We start from the raw sequence: 21,801 nt of genomic DNA, 5'->3' as shown, positions 1-21,801 counted from the left end.
CCCGACCTGGACATATGGCCAGAACCGGGCGCGGCGGTGATGATGAGGCGGTGATGACGCTCCCGCTCCGCCGTGTGCTCGCCGCGGGCGGGGCGCTGGCGCTCGTCGCCGTCCTCGCGTCCCCGGGCGTCGCCGACCCGCTGCCGGTCGACGAGCCGTTCAGCGGGACCACCTTTGCCGACCCGGCGTGGGTCCTGCCCGGCGGCGACGCGAACTCCGCCACGTTGAGCGGGGACGCCCTGCGGCTCACGACGCCCTCGCCCGGGTTCCAGGTGGCCAACGCGACGCTGGACGACCCGTTCCGCTCCGACGTCGCGTTCACCATGGACTTCGACTACGGCGCGTACGGCGGCGGCAACCCGGGCGACGCCATGACGGTCTTCCTCATGAACGGCTCCCAGCCTCCCGAGCTCGGCGGCAGCGGCGGCTCGGCCGGGTACTTCGGGATGCAGGGGGCCTACCTGGCCATCGGGCTCGACAACGCCGGCAACTTCGGCGCCGACAACCAGTTCCCCAACACCCCGAACACGGTCACCCTGCGGGGGGCCTCGTCCGCGGCGCCGGACCCGTGGCCGGTGCTCGCCGACACCCCGGTCCCCGGGGGCACCGTGCAGACCACGGCCGGGTCGCCGCGGCACGTCCAGGTCGTCGTCGAGCCGGACGGCGCCGACGGGAACCTCGTCACCGTCCGGGTCGCGGCCGTCGCCGGCGGCCCCCTGACGACCGTGTACGACCGCGTCGACGTGCGCGGGCTCGGGCGCGGGCAGCCCGTGCGTCCCGCCCAGTTCAGGATCGGGTTCTCCGCCGCGACCGGCGGTGCGACGAACACGTACGAGGTCAGCGACCTCGTGGTCACGGCCGACGTCGACCTCGCGGTAGCCAAGACCGGCCCGGCGACCGTCTACCCCGGCAGGGAGGTGTCCTGGCAGGTCGAGGCCACCAACGACGCCACCAACCCCGTCAGCGACGCGGTCGTGACGGACACGGTGCCGGTCGGGGTCGAGGACGCGACGTGGGAGTGCACGTCCGCCTCCGCCGCGGTGTGCCCGGTGCCCGCGACGGGTGCCGCGGCGGGCGGAGTCGTGACGGTGCCGCTGGCGCTGCTGCGCGACGATGCCGCGACGATCACGATCACCGGCACGGCGACGGATGCGCTCGCCGGCTCGTCGATCACCAACACGGCCGCCATCACCGCCGCGAGCCGCACCGAGCTGACGCCGACGGACAACGAGGACTCGTGGACCACCCGCGTGCGCGCGCTGCCCGACCTCGCGCCGACGGTGACGGTCGACCAGGCCCTCCTCGAGCCGACCGGCCCGGTCAGCTGGACGGTCGACGTCGCCAACCTCGCGGCCGCCGACGGCGACGCACCCGACGCCGCGGTCTCGGTGACGGTCCCGCCGGTCGTCGACCGCACCACCCTGACGCCGCCGGCAGGCTGCACGCCCTCGCCCGCCGGGTTCCTGTGCAGCCTCGGCCCGCTCGCGGCCGGCGGGACGGCCACCCTCGCGTTCGCCGGCACAGCCGTCGGCGACGTGGACGTCTGCACCGCGGGCGACTCGACGTTCACCGCGACGGCCTCGACGTCGAGCACCGACGCCGACCCGGACAACGACGTCGACAGCGTCGCCGTGCCGTGCACCGTGCCGGTCGACCTGTCGATCACCAAGACGGCACCGGACGAGGCGGCCCTCGGCGACGGGCTCGTCTACACGGTGGTGGCCTCGAACGCCGGCCCGAACGCCGCGCCGGGCACGGTCGTCGACGACGAGCTGCCAGGAGCCCTGCGCGACGCGACGTGGACCTGCACGGTCTCCGACGGCTCCTCCTGCTCGCCGGCCTCGGGGGCTGGGGACGTCGACGCGGTCGTCATGACGGTCCCCGAGGGCGGTGCGGCGACGGTGGTCGTCCGCGGAACGGTCGGCGACGCGTCCTTCATCGACAACACGGCGACGGTGACCCCCTGCGCCTCCTGCACCGACGCGGACCTGGCGGACAACGCGGCGAGCGTCCGGACGCGGGTCTCGACGGTCGTGACCCCGCCGACGCCGACGCCGAGCGCCTCGGACCCGAGCCCGTCGTCGTCCGCGACCCCGACCCCGTCGCCCACGGACGACGGCGGCCTGGCGCTGACGGGCAGCGACGCCGCGACGCCGCTGGTGTGGGCGCTGGTCCTGGTCGCCGCCGGCCTCGTCGTCCTGCTCGTCTCCCGCAGGAGCACCAGCAGCCGATAGTTGCCCGGAACATCGGGGAGCGCGGGGCGGTTGTCCCGGAGGTACTGACCGCACCTCGCTAGGAGTCCTCATCGTGGAACCGATCTACACCGCCTCCGCCCTCTCGACCGGTGACGGCCGCAACGGCCGCGTCCGCACGTCGGACGGCACCCTGGACGCCCAGCTGGCGATCCCGAAGGAGATGGGCGGCGCGGGCGGTGCGCTGAACCCCGAGCAGCTGTTCGCCGCGGGCTACGCGGCCTGCTTCCACTCCGCGCTGCGGGGGGTTGCCCGCCAGGCCTCGGTGACCCTCGCCGACGACTCCGTCACGGCCGAGGTCGCCCTGGGCCGCGCCGGTGAGGGCTTCGGCCTGGGCGTCGTGCTCCGCATCGAGCTGCCCGGCGTCGAGGCCGACGTCGCCGACGACCTCGTCGCCAAGGCGCACGTCATGTGCCCCTACTCGAACGCGACCCGCGGCAACATCGACGTCGAGCTGGACATCACCGTCGGCTGACTCGCGTCAGGCCGCCGTGGTCCCGACCAGTCGGGCCACGGCGTCCGCCACGGGCGTGGGGCCGTCCGTGAGCTCGACGATCGCCCGTGACAGCGCGGGCTCGTGCAGGGCCGCGGCGATGAACGCCGCCACGTCGTCCCGGTGCACGTCGCCGTAGGGGATCGCGGGGCCGGCCGTGACGTTGCCGTCGCCGGGCTCGTCGACGAGAGTCCCCGGGCGGACGATCACCCAGTCGAGATCGGTGGCCACGAGGTAGACGTCGGCCTCCTTCTTGACCCGCATGTAGAGCTCGAAGCCCTCGCCGGCGCCTGCGCCGCGGCCGGCCTCGGGGAACACCGAGACGAGCACGAACCGCGGCACGCCCGCGAGCGCTGCCGCGTCGGCCGCCTTCTGCAGGCCGACGCCGTCGATGAGCCTGGTCTGCTCGGCGCCCGTGCCGTGCGCGCCCGCCGAGAACACGACCGCGTCGTGCCCGGCGAACGCGTCCGCCAGGGCCTGCACGTCGTCGGCGACCAGGTCGCCGACGACGGGCGTCGCGCCGCTCGCCGCGATGACCTCGGCCTGCTCGGGGCGCCGGTGCATGCCGGTCACCTCGTCGCCGCGCGCGGTCAGCAGGGCCGCGAGCCGGCGGCCCACGCCGCCGGCCGCACCGATCTGGAAGACGCGCACGTCAGCGGTAGTTCGTGAACTGGAGGTCGGCGTCGACGTCCGACCCCTTGAGGAGTGCGATGACCGCCTGCAGGTCGTCGCGGCTCTTGCCGGTCACGCGCAGCTCGTCGCCCTGGATCTGCGTCTTGACGCCCTTGGGGCCCTCGTCGCGGATGATCTTCGCCACCTTCTTGGCCGTCTCGCTGCTCAGGCCCTCCTTGATGAGTGCCTCGAGCCGGTACTCCTTGCCCGACGGCTTGGGCTCGGGACCGTCCTCGCCGGTGTCGAGGGACTTGAGCGAGATGCCGCGCTTGATGAGCTTGGTCTGGAAGACGTCGAGCACCGCGAGCACGCGCTCGGAGGAGTTGGCGATCATGAGGATCTTCTCGCCGCTCCAGGCGATCGACGCGCCGACGCCCTTGAAGTCGTACCGCTGGGCGATCTCCTTCGAGGCCTGGTTCAGCGCGTTGTCCACCTCCTGGTGCTCGACCTTGCTGACGACGTCGAACGACGCTTCGCTCGCCATGACTGTCCTCCTTCGCCCTGCCGGGCTGGTGCTCGTCACGCCCGCCCCGTCCTCGTGCGGGCTGGCGTCGTGGATGACCGTTTCGCTCTGGGCGCCCCGGTGTTGCTATCCTTCCACGGCACGCCACGGCGGCGCCGTCCCAACGGGGCGGTCCTCCAGGCGGCATCCCCGGCGGGTTACCCGAGTGGCCAAAGGGGGCTGACTGTAAATCAGCTGGCAACGCCTACGGGGGTTCGAATCCCTCACCCGCCACGTTGCCGAAGGGGCGCTCTCCACCAGGAGGGCGCCCCTTCGTCGTCCTCCCGGCCGCGGCGCCGGGCGGGCGTCCGAGGGGGAGCGGGCACCGATTTCGCGTCCACCCCGGTCGCCGTGTAACCTAATCCGCGCTGCCCCGATAGCTCAGTCGGCAGAGCGTCTCCATGGTAAGGAGAAGGTCAAGGGTTCGATTCCCTTTCGGGGCTCTGTGGTGTGTCCGGTCCCGCGTCGTGAGGCGCGGGGTCGGAGGCTCCCGTGGCGGGGTAGCTCAGGTGGTTAGAGCACACGGCTCATAATCGTGGTGTCGCGGGTTCGAGTCCCGCTCCCGCTACCAACCAGGAACGAAGCAGCGCGTCGGCCGGCGCGTTGCGATCAGCAGAAGCGAGCGCCTCGGCGCGAGAGGTGGCAAGACCATGGCCAGCAAGAGCTCGGACGTCCGTCCGAAGATCACGCTCGCGTGCACGGAGTGCAAGGAGCGGAACTACATCACCAAGAAGAACCGTCGGAACGACCCCGACCGTCTTGAGATGAAGAAGTTCTGCCCGCGTGACAACCGCCACACGGTGCACCGCGAGACCCGCTGATCCCAGCCCCGCACAGGGGTTGCAGTGACACCAGGCACGCCCCGGCCCCGGCCGGCAGGCGTGCCTGTGTCGTTCCCGGCACGATGGCGCAGGACACCCACTCACGACGGAGAGCAAAGATGCCGGTCGACACGAGCTACGCGGGGCGCGAGTACCCGCCCAACGCCGTCTACGAGGTGAGCCGCGTCAAGCTCGCGGAGTTCGCCGGCGCCGTCGGCGCGAGCCACCCCGCGCACACGGACCCGGCCGCAGCGCAGGCGCTCGGCCACCCCGACGTCATCGCGCCGCCGACGTTCGCCGTGGTGGTCGCGCAGCGCGCCGAGGCCCAGCTGTTCGAGGACGAGGCCGCGGGCATCGACTTCAGCCGCGTGGTGCACGCCGACGAGCGGTTCACGCACCACCGCCCGATCCGTGCCGGCGACCGCCTGGTCACGGTGCTGCACGTCGACTCGATCGTCGAGCGCGCGGGCCTGGCGATGATCTCGACGCGCGCGGAGATCGCGAGCGAGGACGGCGAGCCCGTCGCCACCGTCCGCTCCACGCTGGCCGTCCGTCCCGAGGAGTCCGCATGAGCCCCGCCCTCGCCGACCTGTCCGTCGGTCAGGAGGTCGCCCGCGCCGAGGTCGTCGTCGACCGGGCCCGCCTGGTCCGCTACGCCGGTGCGTCGGGTGACTTCAACCCGATCCACTGGAACGAGCGCGTGGCCACCGCCGTCGGCCTGCCGGGCGTCATCGCGCACGGCATGTGGACGATGGGCGCCGCGGCCGGACCGGTCGCGGAGTGGGCCGGTGACCCCGGCGCGATCCTCGACTACCAGGTGCGGTTCACGCGGCCGGTCCCGGTGCCGGACCCGGGGTCGGCCACCGTCGAGGTCGTCGCCGTCATCGGCGCGCTCGACGAGGAGGCCGGCACGGCCCGTGTCGACCTGACGGTCTCGGTCGAGGCCACCCGCGTGCTGGGCAAGGCGCAGGCGGTCGTCCGCCTGGCGTAGCTACCGGGCGCGCCTCTCGAGTCGCACGACGACGGCCTTGGACGCGGGGGTGTTGCTGCCGATCGCGGTGCTGCTCAGCGGGACCAGTGCGTTGGCCTCGGGGAAGTACGCCGCGGCGCACCCCCGCGAGGTCGGGTAGGCCACCACGCGGAGGTCGCGCAGCTCGCGGTCGGGCTCGTCGCGCCACTCGCTGAACACGTCCACCCGGTCGCCGTCGGCGAGGCCCAGGTCGAGCAGGTCGTCGGGGTTGACGAAGACGACGTCGCGGCCGTGCCTGATGCCGCGGTAGCGGTCGTTGAGGCTGTAGATGGTGGTGTTGAACTGGTCGTGCGAGCGGATCGTCTGCAGGATCAGCCGGCCCGGCGGGCACTCGACGGGGACCAGCTCGTTCACCGTGATCATCGCCTTCCCGGTGGCCGTCGGGAACGTCCGCGAGTCCCGTGGACCGTTGGGCAGCACGAAGCCGCCCTTGACCCGGATCCGCTCGTTGAAGTCCTCGAACCCGGGCACGACGCGAGAGATCGAGGCGCGGATGGCGTCGTAGTCCCGCTCGAACCCGGCCCAGTCGACGGGGCCGTCGTCGCCGAGGACTGCGCGGGCCAGGCGCGTGACGATCGAGATCTCGGAGAGCAGGGTGTCGGACGGCGGCGACAGCGGGCCGTGCGTCGCGTGCACCGCGCACACGGTGTCCTCGACGGAGACGAACTGCGGCCCGCTCGCCTGCAGGTCCACGTCCGTGCGGCCGAGCGTCGGCAGGATGAGGGCCTCGGCGCCGGTGACCGCGTGCGAGCGGTTCAGCTTGGTGGAGACCTGCACGGTCAGCTCGGTGCCGCGCATCGCGGCCTCCGCGGCAGCGGTGTCCGAGATGGCGGCGACGAGGTTGCCGCCGAGCGCGAACCAGACCTTGATCTCGCCGCGCTGCATCGCCTGGATCGACCCCACGGAGTCGAGCCCGTGCCGACGCGGGGGCGCGAACGAGAACTCCGCCGCGAGCGCTTCCAGGAACGTCTCGGGCATCCGCTCCCAGATGCCCATCGTCCGGTCGCCCTGCACGTTGCTGTGGCCGCGGATGGGGGAGGCCCCTGCGCCGGGCCTGCCGATGTTCCCGCGCAGCAGGAGGAGGTTGACGATCTCCTTGATGGTGTCGACGCCCTTGCGGTGCTGCGTGATGCCCATCGCCCAGGTGATGATCACGCGGTCGGCGGCCAGGTAGCGGTCGGCCAGCTCGTCCATCTCCGCGATCGTCAGGCCCGTCGCGGCCAGGACCTCCTGCTCGTCGAGCACTCCCAGGTGCGTGCGCAGCGCGTCGAGGCCCAGTGTGTGCTCCGCGAGGAACTCGTGGTCGAGGACGGTGCCCGGGTGACGGTCCTCGGCCTCGAGGACCCGCTTCGAGACCCACTGCAGCAGCGCCATGTCGCCGCCGCTGCGGATCTGCACGAACTGGTCCGCGAGCTCGGTGCCTCGGCCGAGCACCCCGCGGACCGTCTGCGGGTTCTTGTAGCGCCGCAGGCCGGCCTCCGGCAGCGGGTTGACCGTGACGATGGCGGCGCCGTTCCGCTTCGCGGCCTCGAGGGCGGTCAGCATGCGGGGGTGGTTGGTGCCCGGATTCTGGCCCATCACGATGATCAGGTCCGCCTGCGCGAAGTCGTCGTACGCGATCGTCGACTTCCCGATGCCGAGCGTCTCGCCCATCGCGGCGCCCGTCGACTCGTGGCACATGTTGGAGCAGTCGGGCAGGTTGTTGGTGCCGAACGCGCGCACGAACAGCTGGTAGACGAACGCCGTCTCGTTGGCCGTGCGGCCGCTCGTGTAGAACGCGGCCTGGTCGGGCGAGTCGAGCCCGCGGAGCCTGTCGGCCACCAGCGCGAAGGCGTCCGCCCAGCTGATCGGCACGTAGTGGTCGCTGCCCGCCGGCTTGTGCACCGGTTCGACGAGCCTGCCCTGCTGACCCAGCCAGTACTCGGACCGCTCCAGCAGGTCGGTCACCGGGTGCTCGGCCCAGAACGTCGTCGGGACCGTCAGCGGGTTCGCCTCCCAGGTCACCGCGCGCGCCCCGTTCTCGCAGAACTCGGCGCGGCCCGTGTGCCCGGGATCGGGCCACGCGCAGCTCATGCAGTCGAGGCCGTCCTTCTGGTTGAGGTGGCTCAGGACCTTGAGCGTGCGCGCCGGACCCATGCCCTCGAGCGCGTACGCCATCGCGTTGGCGACGGCGGGCAGGCCCACCGAGTGCGTCTGGGGCGGGCCGACGGTCAGCTGCTCGGAGTCCGGAGCGTCGCGGGGCGCGCGGGCCATCACGCCGTGACCGCCCGTCCGCTCGGTGCGACGGCCTCGACCGCCGATGACGCGTCCACCCGGTCCGGTCTCGCGTAGACCACCATCGACGGCCCGCGCAGGAACCCGACGAGCGTCAGCCCGGACTCGTGGGCGAGCTCAGCGGCCAGCGACGACGGTGCCGAGACCGAGGCGAGGAACGGGATGCCGGCCATCAGCGCCTTCTGCGTGAGCTCGAACGACGAGCGCCCCGAGACCATCAGCACGGTGCCCCGCAGCGGCAGGCGGCCCTGCGTCAGCGCCCACCCGATCACCTTGTCCACGGCGTTGTGGCGACCGACGTCCTCGCGCAGCACCAGCAGCTCGCCCGTGCGGCCGTCGAACAGGCCGGCGGCGTGGAGGCCACCGGTCCGGTCGAACACCGCCTGGTGCTCGCGGAGCCGGTCGGGGAGGGTGGCGAGCAGGTCCGCCGGGACGACCAGGTCGTCGTCCGCCACGGTCCAGCGCGACCGGGTGCGGACCGCGTCGATGCTCGTCTTGCCGCACACGCCGCACGCCGAGGTGATCGGGAACGCGCGCTGGAGCGCCGGCGCCGGCAGCGAAGTTGCGAGCGTGACGTCGAGGACGTTGTAGGTGTTGCGGCCCTCGTCGTCCGTTCCGGCGCAGTAGCGCGCGGCCGCCACGTGCTCACGCGCCGTGACGACTCCCTCCGAGAGGAGGAACCCGCTGGCCAGCTCGACGTCGTGCCCCGGCGTCCGCATGGTGACGACCAACGGCCGGCCGCCGACGCGGATCTCGAGCGGCTCCTCCGCCGCTAGGTGGTCCTCCGCGCGCCGCGTCGGCGCGCCGAGCTCGATCCGTGTCACCTGGCGACGAACCACGATCCTGGCCATACGCCATCATCGCAGCCGCCGTGCGCCGCGGGACTTCGACGGAACGGTCGGCATGCCCGGACGCGCTGCGGCCGAGAGCCGCCAGACCATGACACCGGCGAGGGGCAGCAGGACGGCGTAGAGCAGCTGGGCGCGGAGCACGGGGTCGTCCACGAGCCCGAGGCCCGAGCCGAGCCAGGTGTAGGCGTGCGTGCTCGCGAGCGCCAGACCGACGGACTCGGCGAGCACCACCGCCGCGGCCATCCGGTCCTGCGAGATCCCGTCGTCGACCGACGGCTCGCCCAGGCAGCGCCCCAGCAGGTCGGGGTACAGCGTCCCCATGCCGAGCCCGCTCGCGGCCGCCCCGAGAAGGAGGCCGACGAACGCCGGTGTGCCGGGGTCGGCGACGAGCGTCGTCGTGAGCAGTGCCGCGACGCCCAGCGCGACGACGGCTCCGCCTGCGTGCAACCGGCGGCGCAGGGCGTCGAGGTCGGCCGCCGGGTGCGTCCCGGTCCACAGCGCGGCCACCGCCCACAGCAGCCCGGGCGCGGCGATGACGAACCCGTACCGCGTCGCCTCGAGGCCGAACGCGTCGTGCGCGACGACCGACAGCACCAGGGTGGCACCGAAGTACACCGCTGCGGTCACCCCGAGGGCGCCGAGCGCGGCACGTCGGCCGTCGCGGGCACGGAAGGTCCCGGCGGGCAGCACGGCGGCAGTGGCACGGAGCATGAGGCCGGCGCCCAGCACGACGGCCAGCGCCGACCACGCCCCGAGCGGCAGCGCGAGCACGGCCGATCCCGCCGCGAGGACCACCGCCCACCCCCACGGGGCTCGCTCGGCGGGGACCGCCTCGGTGCGCTCGGGCATGTACCGCGCCGTCATCAGCCGGGCGAGGAGCAGCAGCGGCAGGTACGCCACCATCGCCCACCGCCAGCTCAGGGCGGAGGCCACGGTGACGGCGTACACCGGACCGAGCACAGAGGAGAACAACCAGACGCCCGACAGCCCGGCCAGCACGAGCTGGCGGTACCGGGGCGGCAGCCCGCGGCTGATCGCGCCCATCCCGATCGTCGCGAGCGCGCCCGCCGCGAACGCGCGCACCGCGGTCCCGGCGATGAACGCACCCATCGACTGCGCCGTCGCGCACAGCACGGCGCCCGCGATCGTGACCAGGGTGAACGTGACCATCAGCCGACCCACCCGGAAGCGCGAGAGCAGCCACGCCCCGACGGGGATCATGAGGAACATCGGCGCCTGAGCCGCCGCGTCGAGCGGCCCGTACAGGTCGGCGCCGTCCAGGTCGGCAGCGACCAGCGGCAGGACGGTCTGCGAGAGGTAGCGCTGCATGCCCGCCAGGAACTCGACGAGCACGAGGGACAGGGCGAGCAGCACGACGGCGAACCGCCGCTGCGTCCCGTCCGCCACTGAGGTCACTGCACGGAACCTAGGGACCGCCGGCCGTGCGGGCAACCGTTGCGGGTCAGGCGGGGACGGGCCCCGTCGTCGTCCCCACGCGCAGCGTCACGGGCAGCTCGCGGTGGTCCGGCTCGGCACCGGCCAGCAGGTCCTCGACGAGATGCCCCACCGCGGCGCCCTTCTCGGTGAGCGGCTGGACCACGGTGGTGAGCACGTCGCCACCGAGCCACGGGAGGTCGATGCCGTCGAACCCGGCGACCGACACGTCCTGCGGGACGCGCAGACCGAGCTCACGCGCGGCCAGCACTACGCCGGAGGCGAGCAGGTCCGACTGGCACACGACCGCCGTCGGGCGGTCCTCCGCGGACAGGATCGCGCGGCCGGCCGTCGCCCCGTGCTCGACCAGCGACGCGGGCGTCTGCCACACGGCGACGGGGGTCACGCCCGCGTCGGTCATGCCGGCGAGCCGTCGGCGGGTGATCTCCCACACCTGCGCGGCCAGCTCGTCGGGTCCGACGAAGCCCTCGAGGCGCTCGCGGTTCAGCGGGAGGGTGACGCACGCGATCCGGGTGTGGCCGAGCTCGACGAGGTGCCGCGTGACCATCGCGATCCCGCCGCGGTCGTCGATCCCCACGGCGCCGACGCCGGGCAGCAACTGGCCCTCGACGAGGACCGTCGGGATGTTGCGCCGGCGCAGGGCGGACAGCACGGGCTCGTCCTCGCCGCCGCCCCACATCACGACGGCGACGTCCATGGCGGCCGACTCGAGCAAGGGGTCGACGGCGGGGGAGTCGGGGTCGTTGCTGGAGGGGATGAGCAGGACGCCCAGGTCGAGGGGCCCGAGCGTTCCGACGAGGCCGTCGAGCACCTGCGTCGAGACGGGGTCGCGGAACGCGCGTCGCAAGGCGTCCCCGATGACCACGCCGACGATGCCCGAGCGGCCGCTGCGCAGCTGGCGCCCGAGCGGGTTGGGGCCGGCGTAGCCGAGCCTCCCGGCGGCCTCGTGCACGCGTTCGCGCGTCGCGGTGGCGATCGGCCCGGCGCCCGAGAACGCGAGCGAGGCGGTGGACACCGAGACGTTCGCCGCAGCGGCGACGTCCGCGAGGGTCGGGCGGTGGGCGGACAGCTGGCACCTCCGGGTGGTGACCGCGGCGTCGGGGCTGTGACGGCGCTGGTCGCGAGCAAGATCGCTGTTTGACGCAGCGGTCAGCGTACCCGCAGAATGTTCCCGTCCCTCAAATCGATTCGACTTCCACCTCAAACGCTTATCGAATCGATTCGACTGCACGATCCGCATCCCGCCCGCACCTCCCGACCGGAGCGCCCCCGTGAACCACCCCGCCCCGACAGGGCGTACCCCGCTGCACCCCGACCTGGCCCGCGCCCGCTGGCTCCTCATGGGGCTCTTCGCCCTCACGGGCATCACGTTCTCCAGCTGGCTCGCCCGCATCCCCACGGTCCGCGACGCCCTCGGTCTGTCGACAGCGGAGCTCGGCGGCATCCTGCTGATCGGGTCGGTCGGTGCGCTGCTCACGGTGACCGCGTCCGGAATCGTCGTGCAGCGGTTCGGCAGCCGCCGCGCGATCCTCGCCTCGACCGTCGTCCTGGCCGTCGGCTACGTCCTGATGGGCATCGGGCCGACCACGGGCTCGGTGGCGCTGCTCGCGGTCGGCATCTTCCTCAACGGCGTCGCGGTCGCGCTCGGCAACGTGCCGATCAACGTCGAGTCGGGCCGCATCGAGCGCGCGATGGGCCGCACCGTCATCCCCCAGTTCCACGCGGCCTTCTCCATCGGCGCCGTGACGGGCTCCGCGATCGGCGCGGCGGCCTCGCACCTCGACGTGCCCGTGGCCGCCCAGTTCACGGTCATCGCCGCTGTCGCGGTCGTCTGGCGCCTCGCCTCCCTCCGGGGCGTCGTCCTGCCCTACGCGCCCGACGAGATGCCCCGCGCCCGCATCGCCCCCGCGGCGCCCGGCGCCCCGAAGGGCGGACGCCGCATCGCCTCGGCGCTCGACTCGTGGCGCGAGCCCCGCACCCTGCTCATCGGCGTCGTCGTGATGGCAGCCGCGCTGTCCGAGGGGTCGGCGAACGACTGGCTCTCGCTCGCCGTGGTCGACGGCTTCGACCGGACCGAGGCCGTCGGCGGGATCGTGCTCGGCCTGTTCGTCGCCTCGATGACCGTCGTGCGACTGCTCGGCACACGGCTGCTCGACCGGCTCGGGCGGGTCGTCGTGCTACGCGCGTCGGGGGTCGTCTCGATCGTCGGTCTCCTGCTGTTCGGGCTCGCCCCGAGCTTCGAGCTCGCCGGCATCGGCGTCGCGCTGTGGGGCTTCGGCGCCGCGCTCGCCGTCCCCGTGGGCATCGCCGCGGCGTCCGACGACCCGCTGCGCGCGGCCGGCCGCGTCGCGGTCGTCTCGTCGTTCGCGTCGGTGGCCTCGATCGCCGCGCCGCCGCTGCTGGGCATCGCCGCGGAGTCGATCGGTGCCCGCCACGCGCTCAGCCTCATCGCCGTCGCGATGGTCGTCTCGGTGCTCCTGGCCAAGCAGGTCGCCCCGCAGCGCACCACCGTGGTGCCGCCCCCGGCGACCGGCGAGCTGGACGATGAGCTCGCCGCCCTCGTGGCGACGACCCCGCGCGCAGTACCGACGCCGTCGTGACGACACAATTGACCACACCACCCAAGGACGATCGATGACGACCGGCACCGGAGTGACCATGACCAAGCAGCGCACCGCCCAAGCCGCGTCCGTCGCGGTCTTCGCGGTGTTCTTCCTCAACGGCTTCAACTTCGCCACCTGGGCGTCCCGCCTGCCCGCGGTGCGCGACGGGCTCGAGTTCTCCGAGTCGCAGATGGGCCTGCTCCTCCTGGTCATCGCGGTCGGCTCGCTCGTCGCGCTGCCGCTGGCCGGGATGGTCGTCGAGCGGCTCGGCGCCGCGCGGACCGTGACGGTCTTCGCGCTGCTCAACGCCCTCGGGCTGATCCTCGCCTCGGCCGGCGTCGGCGTGGACCTCGTCCCCGTCACGGTCGTCGGCCTCGTCGTCTTCGGCGTCGGCACCGGCGTGTGGGACGCGGCGATGAACCTCGAGGGCGCGGCCGTCGAGCAGAAGCTGGGTCGCACGGTGATGCCGCGCTACCACGCGGGCTTCTCGTTCGGCACGTTCGCGGCCGCGGGCGTCGCCGTGCTCGCCGCCGGCTTCGGCGTGCCGGTCTGGGTGCACCTCCCGGTCGCGGTCGTCATCACCTCGATCTGCGTCCTGGTCGCGGTCCGCTCGTTCCTGCCGTCGACCGACGAGCACGTCGTGGCTCCCAGCCCCGGCACCGAGCCCGCGGCGTCCGCCCCGCGCGGCGCTCGCGGGGCGCTCGCCGCCTGGATCGAGCCGCGCACGCTGCTCATCGGCCTGGTCGTCATGGCGGCGGCGCTGACCGAGGGCTCGGCGAACGACTGGGTGAGCCTCGCCGTCGTCGACGGCTGGGACGCGCAGGACGCGCTCGGCGCCGTCGCGTTCGCCGTGTTCGTCGGCACCATGACGACCGCGCGCTGGTTCGGCACGTGGATGCTCGACCGGTACGGCCGCGTCGCCGTGCTGCGCGCCTGCGGCGTCCTGGCCCTCGTCGGCCTGCTGATCTTCGGCCTGGCGACGCCGCTGTGGCTCGCGATGGTCGGCGTCGTCCTGTGGGGCGCGGGTGCGGCCCTGGGCTTCCCCGTCGGCATGAGCGCGGCGTCCGACGACCCGGCCCGCGCGGCCGCGCGCGTCAGCGTCGTGTCGACGATCGGCTACAGCGCGTTCCTCGCCGGACCGCCGCTGCTCGGCCTGCTCGCGCACCACGTCGGCTACCGGCACGCGCTGCTCGCCGTGGCGATCCCGACGATCCTCGGCCTGCTCGTCACGGGCGCCGCGGCACCGCTGCGCAAGGTCCCCGCGACCGCCGCGGACTAATCTGGTCGGGTGACCGACGTGACGACCGCCCCCGCCCTGGCCGACCTCACCACGCTTCGGGTGGGCGGCCCGGCGGCGCAGTACGTGACGACGACGACCGAGGCGGACCTCATCGACGCGGTGCGCACCGCGGACGACGAGGGCCGCCCGCTGCTCGTCGTCGGCGGCGGCTCGAACCTGCTCGTCGCGGACGCGGGCTTCGACGGCGTCGTCGTGCGCGACCTGCGCGGCGGCATCGACGTCCCCGACCACTCGGCGTGCGCGGGCGTGACCTACCAGGTCCCCGCCGGGACGCCCTGGGACGAGGTGGTCGACGAGGCCACGAGCCATCGCCTCTACGGCATCGAGGCGCTCTCGGGCATCCCCGGCTCGACCGGAGCGACACCCGTGCAGAACGTGGGCGCCTACGGCCAGGACGTCGCCCAGACCATCGCGACCGTCCGCGTCTGGGACCGCGCGCGCGCCAAGGTCCGCACGTTGCCCTACGTCGACCTGCAGTTCGGCTACCGCACCTCGCTGCTCAAGCGGTCGATGCGTGCGTCTGCCGACGACGAGCGCTCACCGTGGCACCCGACGCCGCGGTACGTCGTCCTGGACGTGACCTTCCAGCTGCGCCAGGGCACCCTGTCGGCGGCGATCACCTACCCCGAGCTCGCCCGCGCGCTGGGCGTCGAGGTGGGGGAGCGCGCACCGCTGCTCGAGGTCCGGGCCGCGGTGCTCGCGCTGCGCGCGGGCAAGGGCATGGTGCTCGACCCCAGCGACCCGGACACCACGAGCGCGGGCTCGTTCTTCACCAACCCGATCCTCTCGGCCGACGAGGCTGGGACGCTGCCCGCCGACGCGCCGCGCTTCCCGGCCGCGGACGGCGCCGTCAAGACCAGCGCCGCGTGGTTGATCGAGCACGCCGGTTTCGCGCGAGGCCACGGTGCGCCGGGCCCGGCGTCCCTGTCGACCAAGCACACGCTCGCGCTGACCAACCGGGGCGGGGCGACCGCCGCGGACCTGGTCGCCCTCGCGCGCGAGGTGCGTGACGGCGTGCGCGCGGCGTTCGGGATCACCCTGGAGGCCGAGCCCGTGCTGGTGGGCGTCTCGCTGTAGCGCCGGTCAGCTCGCCAGCCACGCGTCGACGCCTGCGAGCATCGCGGTCTTGGAGGACCCCGACGCCCGGCTCGCGCGGATCGACGAGCGCGCGAGGTCGGCCACCTCGGGGTCGCTGAAGCCCAGCACGTCGCGCGCGATCGCGTACTGCGCCACGAGCCGGGAGCGGAACAGCAGGGGGTCGTCGGCGCCCAGGGCCACCTGGGCCCCGGCGTCGACGAGGGTCCGCAGCGGGACCTCGTCGGGCGAGCCGTAGACCCCGAGCGAGACGTTCGACGCCGGGCACACCTCCAGCGCGATCCCGTGCGCGGCGACCCGGTCCAGCACGCGCGGGTCCTCGGCCGAGCGCACCCCATGCCCCAGCCGGTCGGGCGCGAGGTTGTCGACGACCGCCTCGACGTGCGCGGGGCCCAGCAGCTCGCCGCCGTGCGGCACGGAGGCGAGCCCGGCCCGTCGCGCGATCGCGAACGCTCCCGCGAACTCGGCGGTGTCGCCGCGCCGCTCGTCGTTCGACAGCCCGAACCCGACGACCTGCCCGGGTCCGTCACCGGCGTGCAGGGCGGCGAGCCGGGCGAGCGTGCGCGCCTCGAGCGGGTGCCGCATCCGGGAGGCCGCCACGATGACGCCGACCTCGATGCCCGCGGCCTCGCCGGCCTCGCGCGCGGCGTCCAGCACGATCTCCAGCGCGGGGGTGATGCCGCCGACGAACGGCGCGTACGACGTCGGGTCCACCTGGATCTCGAGCCGGCCGGACCCCTCGGCGGCGTCGTCGAGCGCGGCCTCGGCCACGATCCGGCGCATGTCCGCCTCGCCGCGCACGCACGCGCGGGCCGCGTCGTACAGGCGCTGGAACCGGAACCAGCCGCGCTCGTCGGCCGGCACGTGCAGGGGGTCGTCGTCGAGGAGCTGGGACGGCAGCCGCACCCCGTGCCGCGTCGCCAGGTCCGCGAGCGTCGAGACCCGCATGGATCCGGTGAAGTGCAGGTGCAGGTGCGCTTTGGGGAGTTTCTCCAGGTCACGCACGTGGCCAGTGTGCCAGTTCTGCCCGAGAGATCACCCGGACGGCAGGCTCGCGGCGCACAGCGGGGTCATAGCCTGGCAGGGCCGGCCAGCACCCGCACCGGCAGGGGGCACGCAGAAGGCTGGGCCGATGGACGACGCAACGATCGCCGCACACCCGCAGGCACCGGCCGCAGCACTCGCGCGGATCGTCTCCCAGCGACCCGATCTGCGACCCGTGGTCGCCGCCAACCCCGCGGCCCAGCCTGCGCTGCTCGACTGGCTCGCGACGCTGCGCGACCCCGCCGTCGACGCCGCGCTCGCGGCCCGGGCGGCCGGCGCGGCGCAGCGGCTGGCCCCGCCGGCGCCCGTCAGCTGGGCGCCCGAGCCGACGACCCTGAGCTCGGGCTGGGCGCGGCAGGCCGCGACGACGCAGACGTCCGCAGCTCCCGCGCCCGCGGCCTACGCCCCGGCCCCCTTCGCGCAGCCCGCCTCCGTGCAGCCCGCCGGTGCCGTGCAGGACGTCTCGTTCAAGGGCGAGCCTCCGCGCTCGCGCCGCGGCCTGTGGATCGGCCTGGTCGCCACGGCCGTCGTGCTCGTCGGTGGCGGCGCCCTGGCCGCCTACCTGATGGTCTTCAGCAAGCTCGACGGCGCGCCCACGCCCGAGGCCGCGGTCACCCAGCTCATCGAGGGCGTCGCGCACAAGGACGGCATCGCGGTCTACGGCGCGATCTCCCCGGCGGAGATCGACGCCCTCTCGCCGATGCTCTCGGCCCAGACCGGCGCCGACGACGAAGCGAACCGCAAGAAGCTCATCAAGGTCCTCGACGCGTTCGACGTCGACCTCGCCGGGCTCGACGTCACGGTCGAGCCCATCGGCGACGGCCTGGCCAAGGTCTCCGTCGTCGCCGGCACGCTGACCGTCGACGGCGACGCGAAGGAGATCGTGGACGCGCTGGCCGACGTCTACGAGCCCGCGATGGGCGGGCTCGAGGGCCTGACCGGCGGTAGCACCGACGAGATGTGGGACGAGGCGGCCACCGAGGTCGACCAGGCCCTGCCGTGGTCCGTCGACGCGACCGAGCTCACCTGGGACGCCGAGGCCGGGCCGCAGCAGCCGTTCCTCGTCGCGGTCGAGGAGGGCGGCTCCTGGTACGTGAGCCCGCTGATGACGCTGGGGGAGTACGTCAACGTCGAGACCGACGGCGACCGCGGTGCGATGCCGGACCGGTCGTCGGCCGCCGGCGCGGACACGGCAGAGGCGGCAGGGACGCAGTTCGTCGGCGCCGTGGCGACGCTGTTCGGCGGCGACACCCGCCCGATGGTCGCCGCGCTGCCGCTCGCCGAGGCGCGGTTCGTGTCCGTCTACGTGCAGGCATGGCTCGACGAGGCGGACGCGGACACCGGCAACCCGACCCTCGGCGAAGCCCGCTTCCGACCGACGCGGATCGACGCCGACCACACGCGCCTGGCGATCGAGCGCGTCACCCTGGGGGGCGAGCACCCCGCGACGTTCGAGGGCGTGTGCGTGACCGACGAGTCGTCCGGGCAGAAGCTGTGCGCCGACGACTCGAAGCTCGGCAAGGAGCTCGGGCTGAGCGACTTCGGCCTCGTGGCGGTGGACGGCGACGGGGGCTGGCACGTGTCCCTGCTCGCGACGACGGCCGACTGGTCGAGCATCGTCAGCACGCACCTGCAGGAGCTGAAGGACTCAGGCGAGCTCGACGACGGCACCTGGCTGCAGGAGCTGGTCCTCGGCAGCGGCTTCGGGGACTACCAGGAGTTTGACGAGGACCTCGGGGAGATCACCTCGGACGGGTCGGACCTCGACGGCCTGCTGGAGCCGCCGACCGACCAGTCCAGCGACGGGTCGGACGAGTCGGTCGACTCCGGCATGGGCGGCTACACGCTCGACGGGAAGGGCCAGCTGCTCAACCCGAACGGCGTCGTCGTCGAGCAGTGGTCAGTCTCCGACGAGGGCGCGCTCGTCGACGGGGACGGCAACGTGCTGTGGGCGCCGCCCGACGCGTCCGACTACTGAGCCTCGCCGAGCAGCTTCTGGATCCGGCCGACGCCCTCGACGAGGTCGTCGTCGGACAGGGCGTAGGACAGGCGCAGGTACCCGCTCGGGCCGAACGCCTCGCCGGGCACGACCGCAACCTCGGCCTCCTCGAGGATGACCGTGGCCAGCTCGGCGGACGTGGTCACCGTGGTGCCGCGGATCGTCCGGCCCAGCACGCCCTCGACCGAGGGGTAGGCGTAGAACGCGCCCTGCGGCGCCGGGATCGTCACGCCGTCGATCGCACCGAGCATCTCGACCATCGTGCGGCGCCGGCGGTCGAACGCCGTGCGCATCTCCTCGACCGCCGCCAGGTCGCCGCTCAGTGCCGTGATGGCGGCCCGCTGCGAGACGTTGGCGACGTTCGACGTGAGGTGGCTCTGCAGGTTGGTCGCGGCCTTGATGACGTCCGAGGGACCGATCATCCAGCCGACCCGCCACCCGGTCATCGCGTAGGTCTTGGCGACGCCGTTGAGCACGATGGTGGTGTCCGCCAGCTCGGGCACGACGCGCACGACGGGCGTGAACACGGCGTGGTCGTAGGTCAGGTGCTCGTAGATCTCGTCGGTGATGACCCAGATGCCGTGCTCGAGCGCCCAGCGGCCGATCGCGGCGGTCTCCTCGGGGGAGTAGACCGCGCCCGTCGGGTTGGACGGCGAGTTGAACAGCAGCGCCTTGGTCCGCGGGGTCCGTGCCGCCTCGAGCTGCTCGACCGTCACGAGGTAGCCCTGGTCCACGCCGGCGAACACCTCGACCGGAACCGCTCCCGCGAGGCGGATCGCCTCCGGGTAGGTCGTCCAGTACGGCGCGGGCAGCAGGACCTCGTCGCCCGGGTCCAGCACCGCGGCGAACGCCTGGAAGACGGCCTGCTTGCCGCCGTTGGTCACGAGCACCGAGGACGGGGCGACCTCGTAGCCCGAGTCGCGCAGCGTCTTGGTCGCGATGGCCTCGCGCAGCGCCGGCAGGCCCGCCGCCGGCGTGTACCGGTGGTTGGCGGGGTCCTTCGCGGCGGCGACGGCGGCGTCGACGATGTACGACGGCGTCGGGAAGTCGGGTTCGCCGGCGCCGAAGCCGATCACCGGGCGACCGGCGGCCTTGAGGGCCTTGGCCTTGGCGTCGACGGCGAGCGTCGCCGACTCGGCGATCGCTGCCAGACGGGCGGAGACACGGGGACGGGAGGTCGGCTCGCTCACGGATCCATAGTGGCAGAGGTCACGCTGGCTGGGCGCGGCCTTTCGTCCGTCGGGCACCCACCGGTGGGCGGTTCGACCCACCGGCTCCGGTCGCGTACAGTGATCCGTCGGCGGTTGACGCACGCCATGATGCTCCGCGCCCTGCGAAGGGCGCCCGGGGACTCGTGACGGGAAGATCCGCCGTAGGGCAGTGGCGCAATTGGTAGCGCAGCGGTCTCCAAAACCGCAGGTTGCAGGTTCGAGTCCTGTCTGCCCTGCGCACGCGGTCCGTCCGGGTACTCCCGGCGGGACATGCGAGCAGGACCGCCGGACGGTCCGGCGCGACGCGTCGGCCGTCCGTCACGTCGGTACCCGCACGGGGGCCGACCACGACGAGACGTAGGGGCCAGACGTGAGCGAAACAGCAGCCTCCGCTGCGCCGGGCGCCGACGCGCCGCGCACGCCTGACTCGGCGGCGAAGTCGTCGAAGGACGCCCGCAAGGGTCTGTTCGCCCGCATCGCGCTGTTCTGCCGCCAGGTGGTCTCCGAGCTCAAGAAGGTCGTGCGCCCCACGCGCTCGGAGCTCATCACCTACACGTCGGTCGTCCTGGTGTTCGTGGCCGTGGTCATGGCCTTCGTCACCGTGGTGGACATCGGCATCGGCAAGCTGACCCTGTGGATGTTCGGCTGACCCGCCTGATCCCCACTCGTCACGCCCGCGGGCTCGCCCGCCACCAACGTTTGTAGAAAGCAGGTTCGCACGTGTCGCAGGAGTCGCAGGAGCCCACGCCGGCCACCGCCGAGCTCGAGGACGCGCTGGCGTCGGTCGAGGCCGTCGAGGTGCCCGCGGGCGACGTCGACGCGCCCGCTGTCGATGGCGAGCCGGAGCAGGACGAGGTCGAGTCCGACGAGGTCGACGCCGACGCCGAGTCGGAGTCCGAGTCCGACGAGGCAGACGAGGCTGAGCCCGACGTCGACGAGGACCCGGTCGCCGCGTTCAAGGCGCAGCTCAAGAGCCAGTTCGGCGACTGGTACGTCATCCACTCCTACGCGGGGTACGAGAACCGCGTGAAGGCGAACCTCGAGAACCGCACGCAGAGCCTCAACATGGAGGACTTCATCTACCAGGTGGAGGTCCCCATGGAGGAGGTCGTCGAGATCAAGAACGCGCAGCGCAAGGTCGTGCGCCGCGTCCGGATCCCCGGCTACGTCCTCGTGCGCATGGACCTCACCGACGAGTCGTGGGGCGCCGTCCGGCACACGCCCGGCGTCACGGGCTTCGTGGGCCACACGCACCAGCCCGTCCCGCTGACGCTCGACGAGGTCTTCTCGATGCTGGCGCCGACGCTCGAGGTCAAGGCTCCGGCCGGCACCACGGGCGGCGCGAAGGCCGCCCCGAAGATCCAGGTCGACTTCACCGTGGGCGAGTCCGTCACCGTCACCGACGGCCCCTTCGACACGCTCCCCGCGACGATCTCCGAGATCAACGCCGAGAGCCAGAAGCTCAAGGTGCTCGTCTCCATCTTCGGCCGGGAGACCCCGGTCGAGCTCGCCTTCAGCCAGGTCGCCAAGATCTGACTGAGCCGCCCCCGCAGCGGGGCGGTCCTGCAACCGGGTCATCGCCCACGGCGTCGGCCCACCACACGAAAAGGAACACAGCATGCCCCCGAAGAAGAAGGTCACCGGCCTCATCAAGCTCCAGATCAAGGCCGGCGCCGCCACCCCCGCGCCGCCGATCGGTCCGGCGCTGGGTCAGCACGGCGTCAACATCATGGAGTTCTGCAAGGCCTACAACGCGGCGACCGAGGCCCAGCGCGGCAACGTCATCCCCGTCGAGATCACGGTCTACGAGGACCGCACGTTCACCTTCATCACGAAGACGCCGCCGGCCGCCGAGCTCATCAAGAAGGCCGCCGGTGTGGCCAAGGGCTCGCCGACCCCGCACACGGTCAAGGTCGCCACGCTGACCAAGGACCAGGTGCGCGAGATCGCGACCACCAAGCTCGAGGACCTCAACGCCAACGACCTGGCCGCCGCCGAGAAGATCATCGCCGGCACGGCCCGCTCGATGGGCATCAAGGTCGAGGGCTGAGCAGAGCGTAGTGATCGGTGGGGGCGAAGCACCCGCCGATCACGCAGCGGCGCTCAGCCCGAGAGCAGGTACAGCGGGCGGGGCGACGTGGAAGCACCACGCAAGAACAGCGAGCTGACGGTTCGCTGACGGAATCAGTGGCAGGGCCA

The 21,801-nt window shown here is 73.1% G+C and carries 20 protein-coding genes and 4 tRNA genes; 16 read left to right on the top strand and 8 right to left on the bottom strand.

Translation table 11 applies throughout. The features are described from left to right. The first annotated feature begins 53 nt into the window (after positions 1 to 53). Together EDF34_RS06025 and EDF34_RS06020 are read left to right on the top strand one after the other, a co-directional pair. Complete coding sequence (locus EDF34_RS06025) at positions 54 to 2,234, top strand: DUF11 domain-containing protein (protein WP_123370352.1); 2,181 nt, start codon at positions 54 to 56, stop codon at positions 2,232 to 2,234. Positions 2,235 to 2,307: 73 nt separating this feature from the next. Beyond that, positions 2,308 to 2,727: an organic hydroperoxide resistance protein gene (locus EDF34_RS06020; RefSeq protein WP_123370351.1), complete on the top strand. Its 420-nt coding sequence runs from the start codon at positions 2,308 to 2,310 to the stop codon at positions 2,725 to 2,727. Positions 2,728 to 2,733: 6 nt separating this feature from the next. Here the strand turns inward: EDF34_RS06020 and EDF34_RS06015 are convergent, their stop codons facing one another. Both EDF34_RS06015 and EDF34_RS06010 read right to left on the bottom strand, forming a co-directional pair. Then, positions 2,734 to 3,396 carry an NAD(P)-binding oxidoreductase gene (locus EDF34_RS06015; RefSeq protein WP_123370350.1) on the bottom strand — a complete coding sequence of 221 codons (663 nt, stop codon included), beginning with the start codon at positions 3,394 to 3,396 and terminating at the stop codon, positions 2,734 to 2,736. A 1-nt stretch (position 3,397) separates the two neighbouring features. After that, positions 3,398 to 3,901, bottom strand: a complete 504-nt coding sequence (locus EDF34_RS06010) for a YajQ family cyclic di-GMP-binding protein (protein ID WP_123370349.1) — start codon at positions 3,899 to 3,901, stop codon at positions 3,398 to 3,400. A gap of 170 nt (positions 3,902 to 4,071) precedes the next feature. Here EDF34_RS06010 and EDF34_RS06005 point away from each other — a divergent pair. From EDF34_RS06005 to EDF34_RS05980, 6 genes are all read left to right on the top strand, one after another. Then, positions 4,072 to 4,153 (top strand) — tRNA-Tyr (locus EDF34_RS06005). 136 nt (positions 4,154 to 4,289) lie between these two features. Next, positions 4,290 to 4,362, top strand: a tRNA-Thr gene (locus EDF34_RS06000). Positions 4,363 to 4,413: 51 nt separating this feature from the next. Then, positions 4,414 to 4,490 (top strand) — tRNA-Met (locus EDF34_RS05995). A gap of 79 nt (positions 4,491 to 4,569) precedes the next feature. Beyond that, positions 4,570 to 4,740 (top strand): 50S ribosomal protein L33, encoded by a 171-nt coding sequence (gene rpmG / locus EDF34_RS05990; protein WP_028045094.1) that lies wholly within the window; start codon positions 4,570 to 4,572, stop codon positions 4,738 to 4,740. A gap of 119 nt (positions 4,741 to 4,859) precedes the next feature. Next, on the top strand, positions 4,860 to 5,312 hold the full coding sequence (locus tag EDF34_RS05985; protein ID WP_123370348.1) for a MaoC family dehydratase N-terminal domain-containing protein: 453 nt from the start codon (positions 4,860 to 4,862) through the stop codon (positions 5,310 to 5,312). Further along, positions 5,309 to 5,731: a MaoC family dehydratase gene (locus EDF34_RS05980; RefSeq protein ID WP_123370347.1), complete on the top strand. Its 423-nt coding sequence runs from the start codon at positions 5,309 to 5,311 to the stop codon at positions 5,729 to 5,731. Before EDF34_RS05985 ends, EDF34_RS05980 begins: the two co-directional genes overlap by 4 nt. Here EDF34_RS05980 and EDF34_RS05975 read toward each other — a convergent pair whose 3' ends face one another. From EDF34_RS05975 to EDF34_RS05960, 4 genes are read right to left on the bottom strand one after another with little or no spacing between them, the layout of a single operon-like run. Further along, entirely contained in the window at positions 5,732 to 8,023 is a 2,292-nt protein-coding gene (locus EDF34_RS05975) for an FdhF/YdeP family oxidoreductase (RefSeq protein WP_123370712.1), read from the bottom strand. It abuts the gene before it with no gap. Beyond that, positions 8,023 to 8,895: a formate dehydrogenase accessory sulfurtransferase FdhD gene (gene fdhD / locus EDF34_RS05970; RefSeq protein WP_123370346.1), complete on the bottom strand. Its 873-nt coding sequence runs from the start codon at positions 8,893 to 8,895 to the stop codon at positions 8,023 to 8,025. The genes EDF34_RS05975 and fdhD overlap by 1 nt, the downstream gene beginning before the upstream one ends. 6 nt (positions 8,896 to 8,901) lie before the next feature. Beyond that, complete coding sequence (locus EDF34_RS05965) at positions 8,902 to 10,311, bottom strand: MFS transporter (protein ID WP_148076585.1); 1,410 nt, start codon at positions 10,309 to 10,311, stop codon at positions 8,902 to 8,904. Positions 10,312 to 10,357: 46 nt separating this feature from the next. Continuing rightward, the gene (locus EDF34_RS05960; RefSeq protein ID WP_233575255.1) at positions 10,358 to 11,419 is read right to left on the bottom strand and encodes a LacI family DNA-binding transcriptional regulator; all 1,062 of its coding nucleotides are present in this window, start codon (positions 11,417 to 11,419) and stop codon (positions 10,358 to 10,360) included. Positions 11,420 to 11,582: 163 nt separating this feature from the next. Between EDF34_RS05960 and EDF34_RS05955 the strand changes: the two genes are divergently transcribed. The 3 genes from EDF34_RS05955 to EDF34_RS05945 are packed head-to-tail and all read left to right on the top strand — an operon-like array spanning position 11,583 to position 15,330. Beyond that, on the top strand, positions 11,583 to 12,950 hold the full coding sequence (locus tag EDF34_RS05955) for an MFS transporter (protein ID WP_370450036.1): 1,368 nt from the start codon (positions 11,583 to 11,585) through the stop codon (positions 12,948 to 12,950). A 34-nt stretch (positions 12,951 to 12,984) separates the two neighbouring features. Continuing rightward, the gene (locus EDF34_RS05950) at positions 12,985 to 14,232 is read left to right on the top strand and encodes an MFS transporter (protein WP_123370342.1); all 1,248 of its coding nucleotides are present in this window, start codon (positions 12,985 to 12,987) and stop codon (positions 14,230 to 14,232) included. Positions 14,233 to 14,241: 9 nt separating this feature from the next. Continuing rightward, positions 14,242 to 15,330 (top strand): UDP-N-acetylmuramate dehydrogenase, encoded by a 1,089-nt coding sequence (locus EDF34_RS05945; RefSeq protein ID WP_123370341.1) that lies wholly within the window; start codon positions 14,242 to 14,244, stop codon positions 15,328 to 15,330. 6 nt (positions 15,331 to 15,336) lie between these two features. On the opposite strand, the gene EDF34_RS05940 is transcribed toward EDF34_RS05945, so the two are convergent. After that, the gene (locus EDF34_RS05940; protein ID WP_123370340.1) at positions 15,337 to 16,353 is read right to left on the bottom strand and encodes an adenosine deaminase; all 1,017 of its coding nucleotides are present in this window, start codon (positions 16,351 to 16,353) and stop codon (positions 15,337 to 15,339) included. 127 nt (positions 16,354 to 16,480) lie between these two features. Between EDF34_RS05940 and EDF34_RS05935 the strand changes: the two genes are divergently transcribed. Beyond that, on the top strand, positions 16,481 to 18,370 hold the full coding sequence (locus EDF34_RS05935) for a hypothetical protein (protein ID WP_123370339.1): 1,890 nt from the start codon (positions 16,481 to 16,483) through the stop codon (positions 18,368 to 18,370). Here EDF34_RS05935 and EDF34_RS05930 read toward each other — a convergent pair. Beyond that, entirely contained in the window at positions 18,364 to 19,581 is a 1,218-nt protein-coding gene (locus EDF34_RS05930) for a pyridoxal phosphate-dependent aminotransferase (RefSeq protein WP_123370338.1), read from the bottom strand. The genes EDF34_RS05935 and EDF34_RS05930 overlap by 7 nt on opposite strands. 184 nt (positions 19,582 to 19,765) lie before the next feature. Here EDF34_RS05930 and EDF34_RS05925 point away from each other — a divergent pair. The 4 genes from EDF34_RS05925 (at position 19,766) to rplK (ending at position 21,652) form a co-directional block, all read left to right on the top strand. Next, positions 19,766 to 19,838 (top strand) — tRNA-Trp (locus EDF34_RS05925). Between the two features lie 134 nt (positions 19,839 to 19,972). Then, on the top strand, positions 19,973 to 20,251 hold the full coding sequence (gene secE, locus EDF34_RS05920; RefSeq protein ID WP_123370337.1) for a preprotein translocase subunit SecE: 279 nt from the start codon (positions 19,973 to 19,975) through the stop codon (positions 20,249 to 20,251). A gap of 71 nt (positions 20,252 to 20,322) precedes the next feature. Beyond that, positions 20,323 to 21,138 carry a transcription termination/antitermination protein NusG gene (nusG, locus tag EDF34_RS05915; RefSeq protein WP_123370336.1) on the top strand — a complete coding sequence of 272 codons (816 nt, stop codon included), beginning with the start codon at positions 20,323 to 20,325 and terminating at the stop codon, positions 21,136 to 21,138. A gap of 82 nt (positions 21,139 to 21,220) precedes the next feature. Further along, positions 21,221 to 21,652, top strand: a complete 432-nt coding sequence (rplK, locus tag EDF34_RS05910) for a 50S ribosomal protein L11 (RefSeq protein ID WP_123370335.1) — start codon at positions 21,221 to 21,223, stop codon at positions 21,650 to 21,652. Positions 21,653 to 21,801: the final 149 nt, after the last annotated feature.

Source organism: Cellulomonas sp. PhB150, from assembly GCF_003755175.1.
Lineage (GTDB): Bacteria > Actinomycetota > Actinomycetes > Actinomycetales > Cellulomonadaceae > Cellulomonas.
Note: the sequence above shows the minus strand (reverse complement) of the source record. Positions and strands in the feature narration are given on the sequence as shown.

Coding starts and splice junctions, on each gene's coding strand:
- EDF34_RS05980 (WP_123370347.1), top strand. CDS start 5,309: ATGAGCCCCGCCCTCGCCGACCTGTCCGTCGGTCAGGAGGTCGCCCGC.
- EDF34_RS06025 (WP_123370352.1), top strand. CDS start 54: ATGACGCTCCCGCTCCGCCGTGTGCTCGCCGCGGGCGGGGCGCTGGCG.
- rplK (WP_123370335.1), top strand. CDS start 21,221: ATGCCCCCGAAGAAGAAGGTCACCGGCCTCATCAAGCTCCAGATCAAG.
- rpmG (WP_028045094.1), top strand. CDS start 4,570: ATGGCCAGCAAGAGCTCGGACGTCCGTCCGAAGATCACGCTCGCGTGC.
- EDF34_RS05985 (WP_123370348.1), top strand. CDS start 4,860: ATGCCGGTCGACACGAGCTACGCGGGGCGCGAGTACCCGCCCAACGCC.
- EDF34_RS06010 (WP_123370349.1), bottom strand. CDS start 3,901: ATGGCGAGCGAAGCGTCGTTCGACGTCGTCAGCAAGGTCGAGCACCAG.
- EDF34_RS05975 (WP_123370712.1), bottom strand. CDS start 8,023: ATGGCCCGCGCGCCCCGCGACGCTCCGGACTCCGAGCAGCTGACCGTC.
- EDF34_RS05935 (WP_123370339.1), top strand. CDS start 16,481: ATGGACGACGCAACGATCGCCGCACACCCGCAGGCACCGGCCGCAGCA.
- fdhD (WP_123370346.1), bottom strand. CDS start 8,895: ATGGCCAGGATCGTGGTTCGTCGCCAGGTGACACGGATCGAGCTCGGC.
- EDF34_RS05950 (WP_123370342.1), top strand. CDS start 12,985: ATGACGACCGGCACCGGAGTGACCATGACCAAGCAGCGCACCGCCCAA.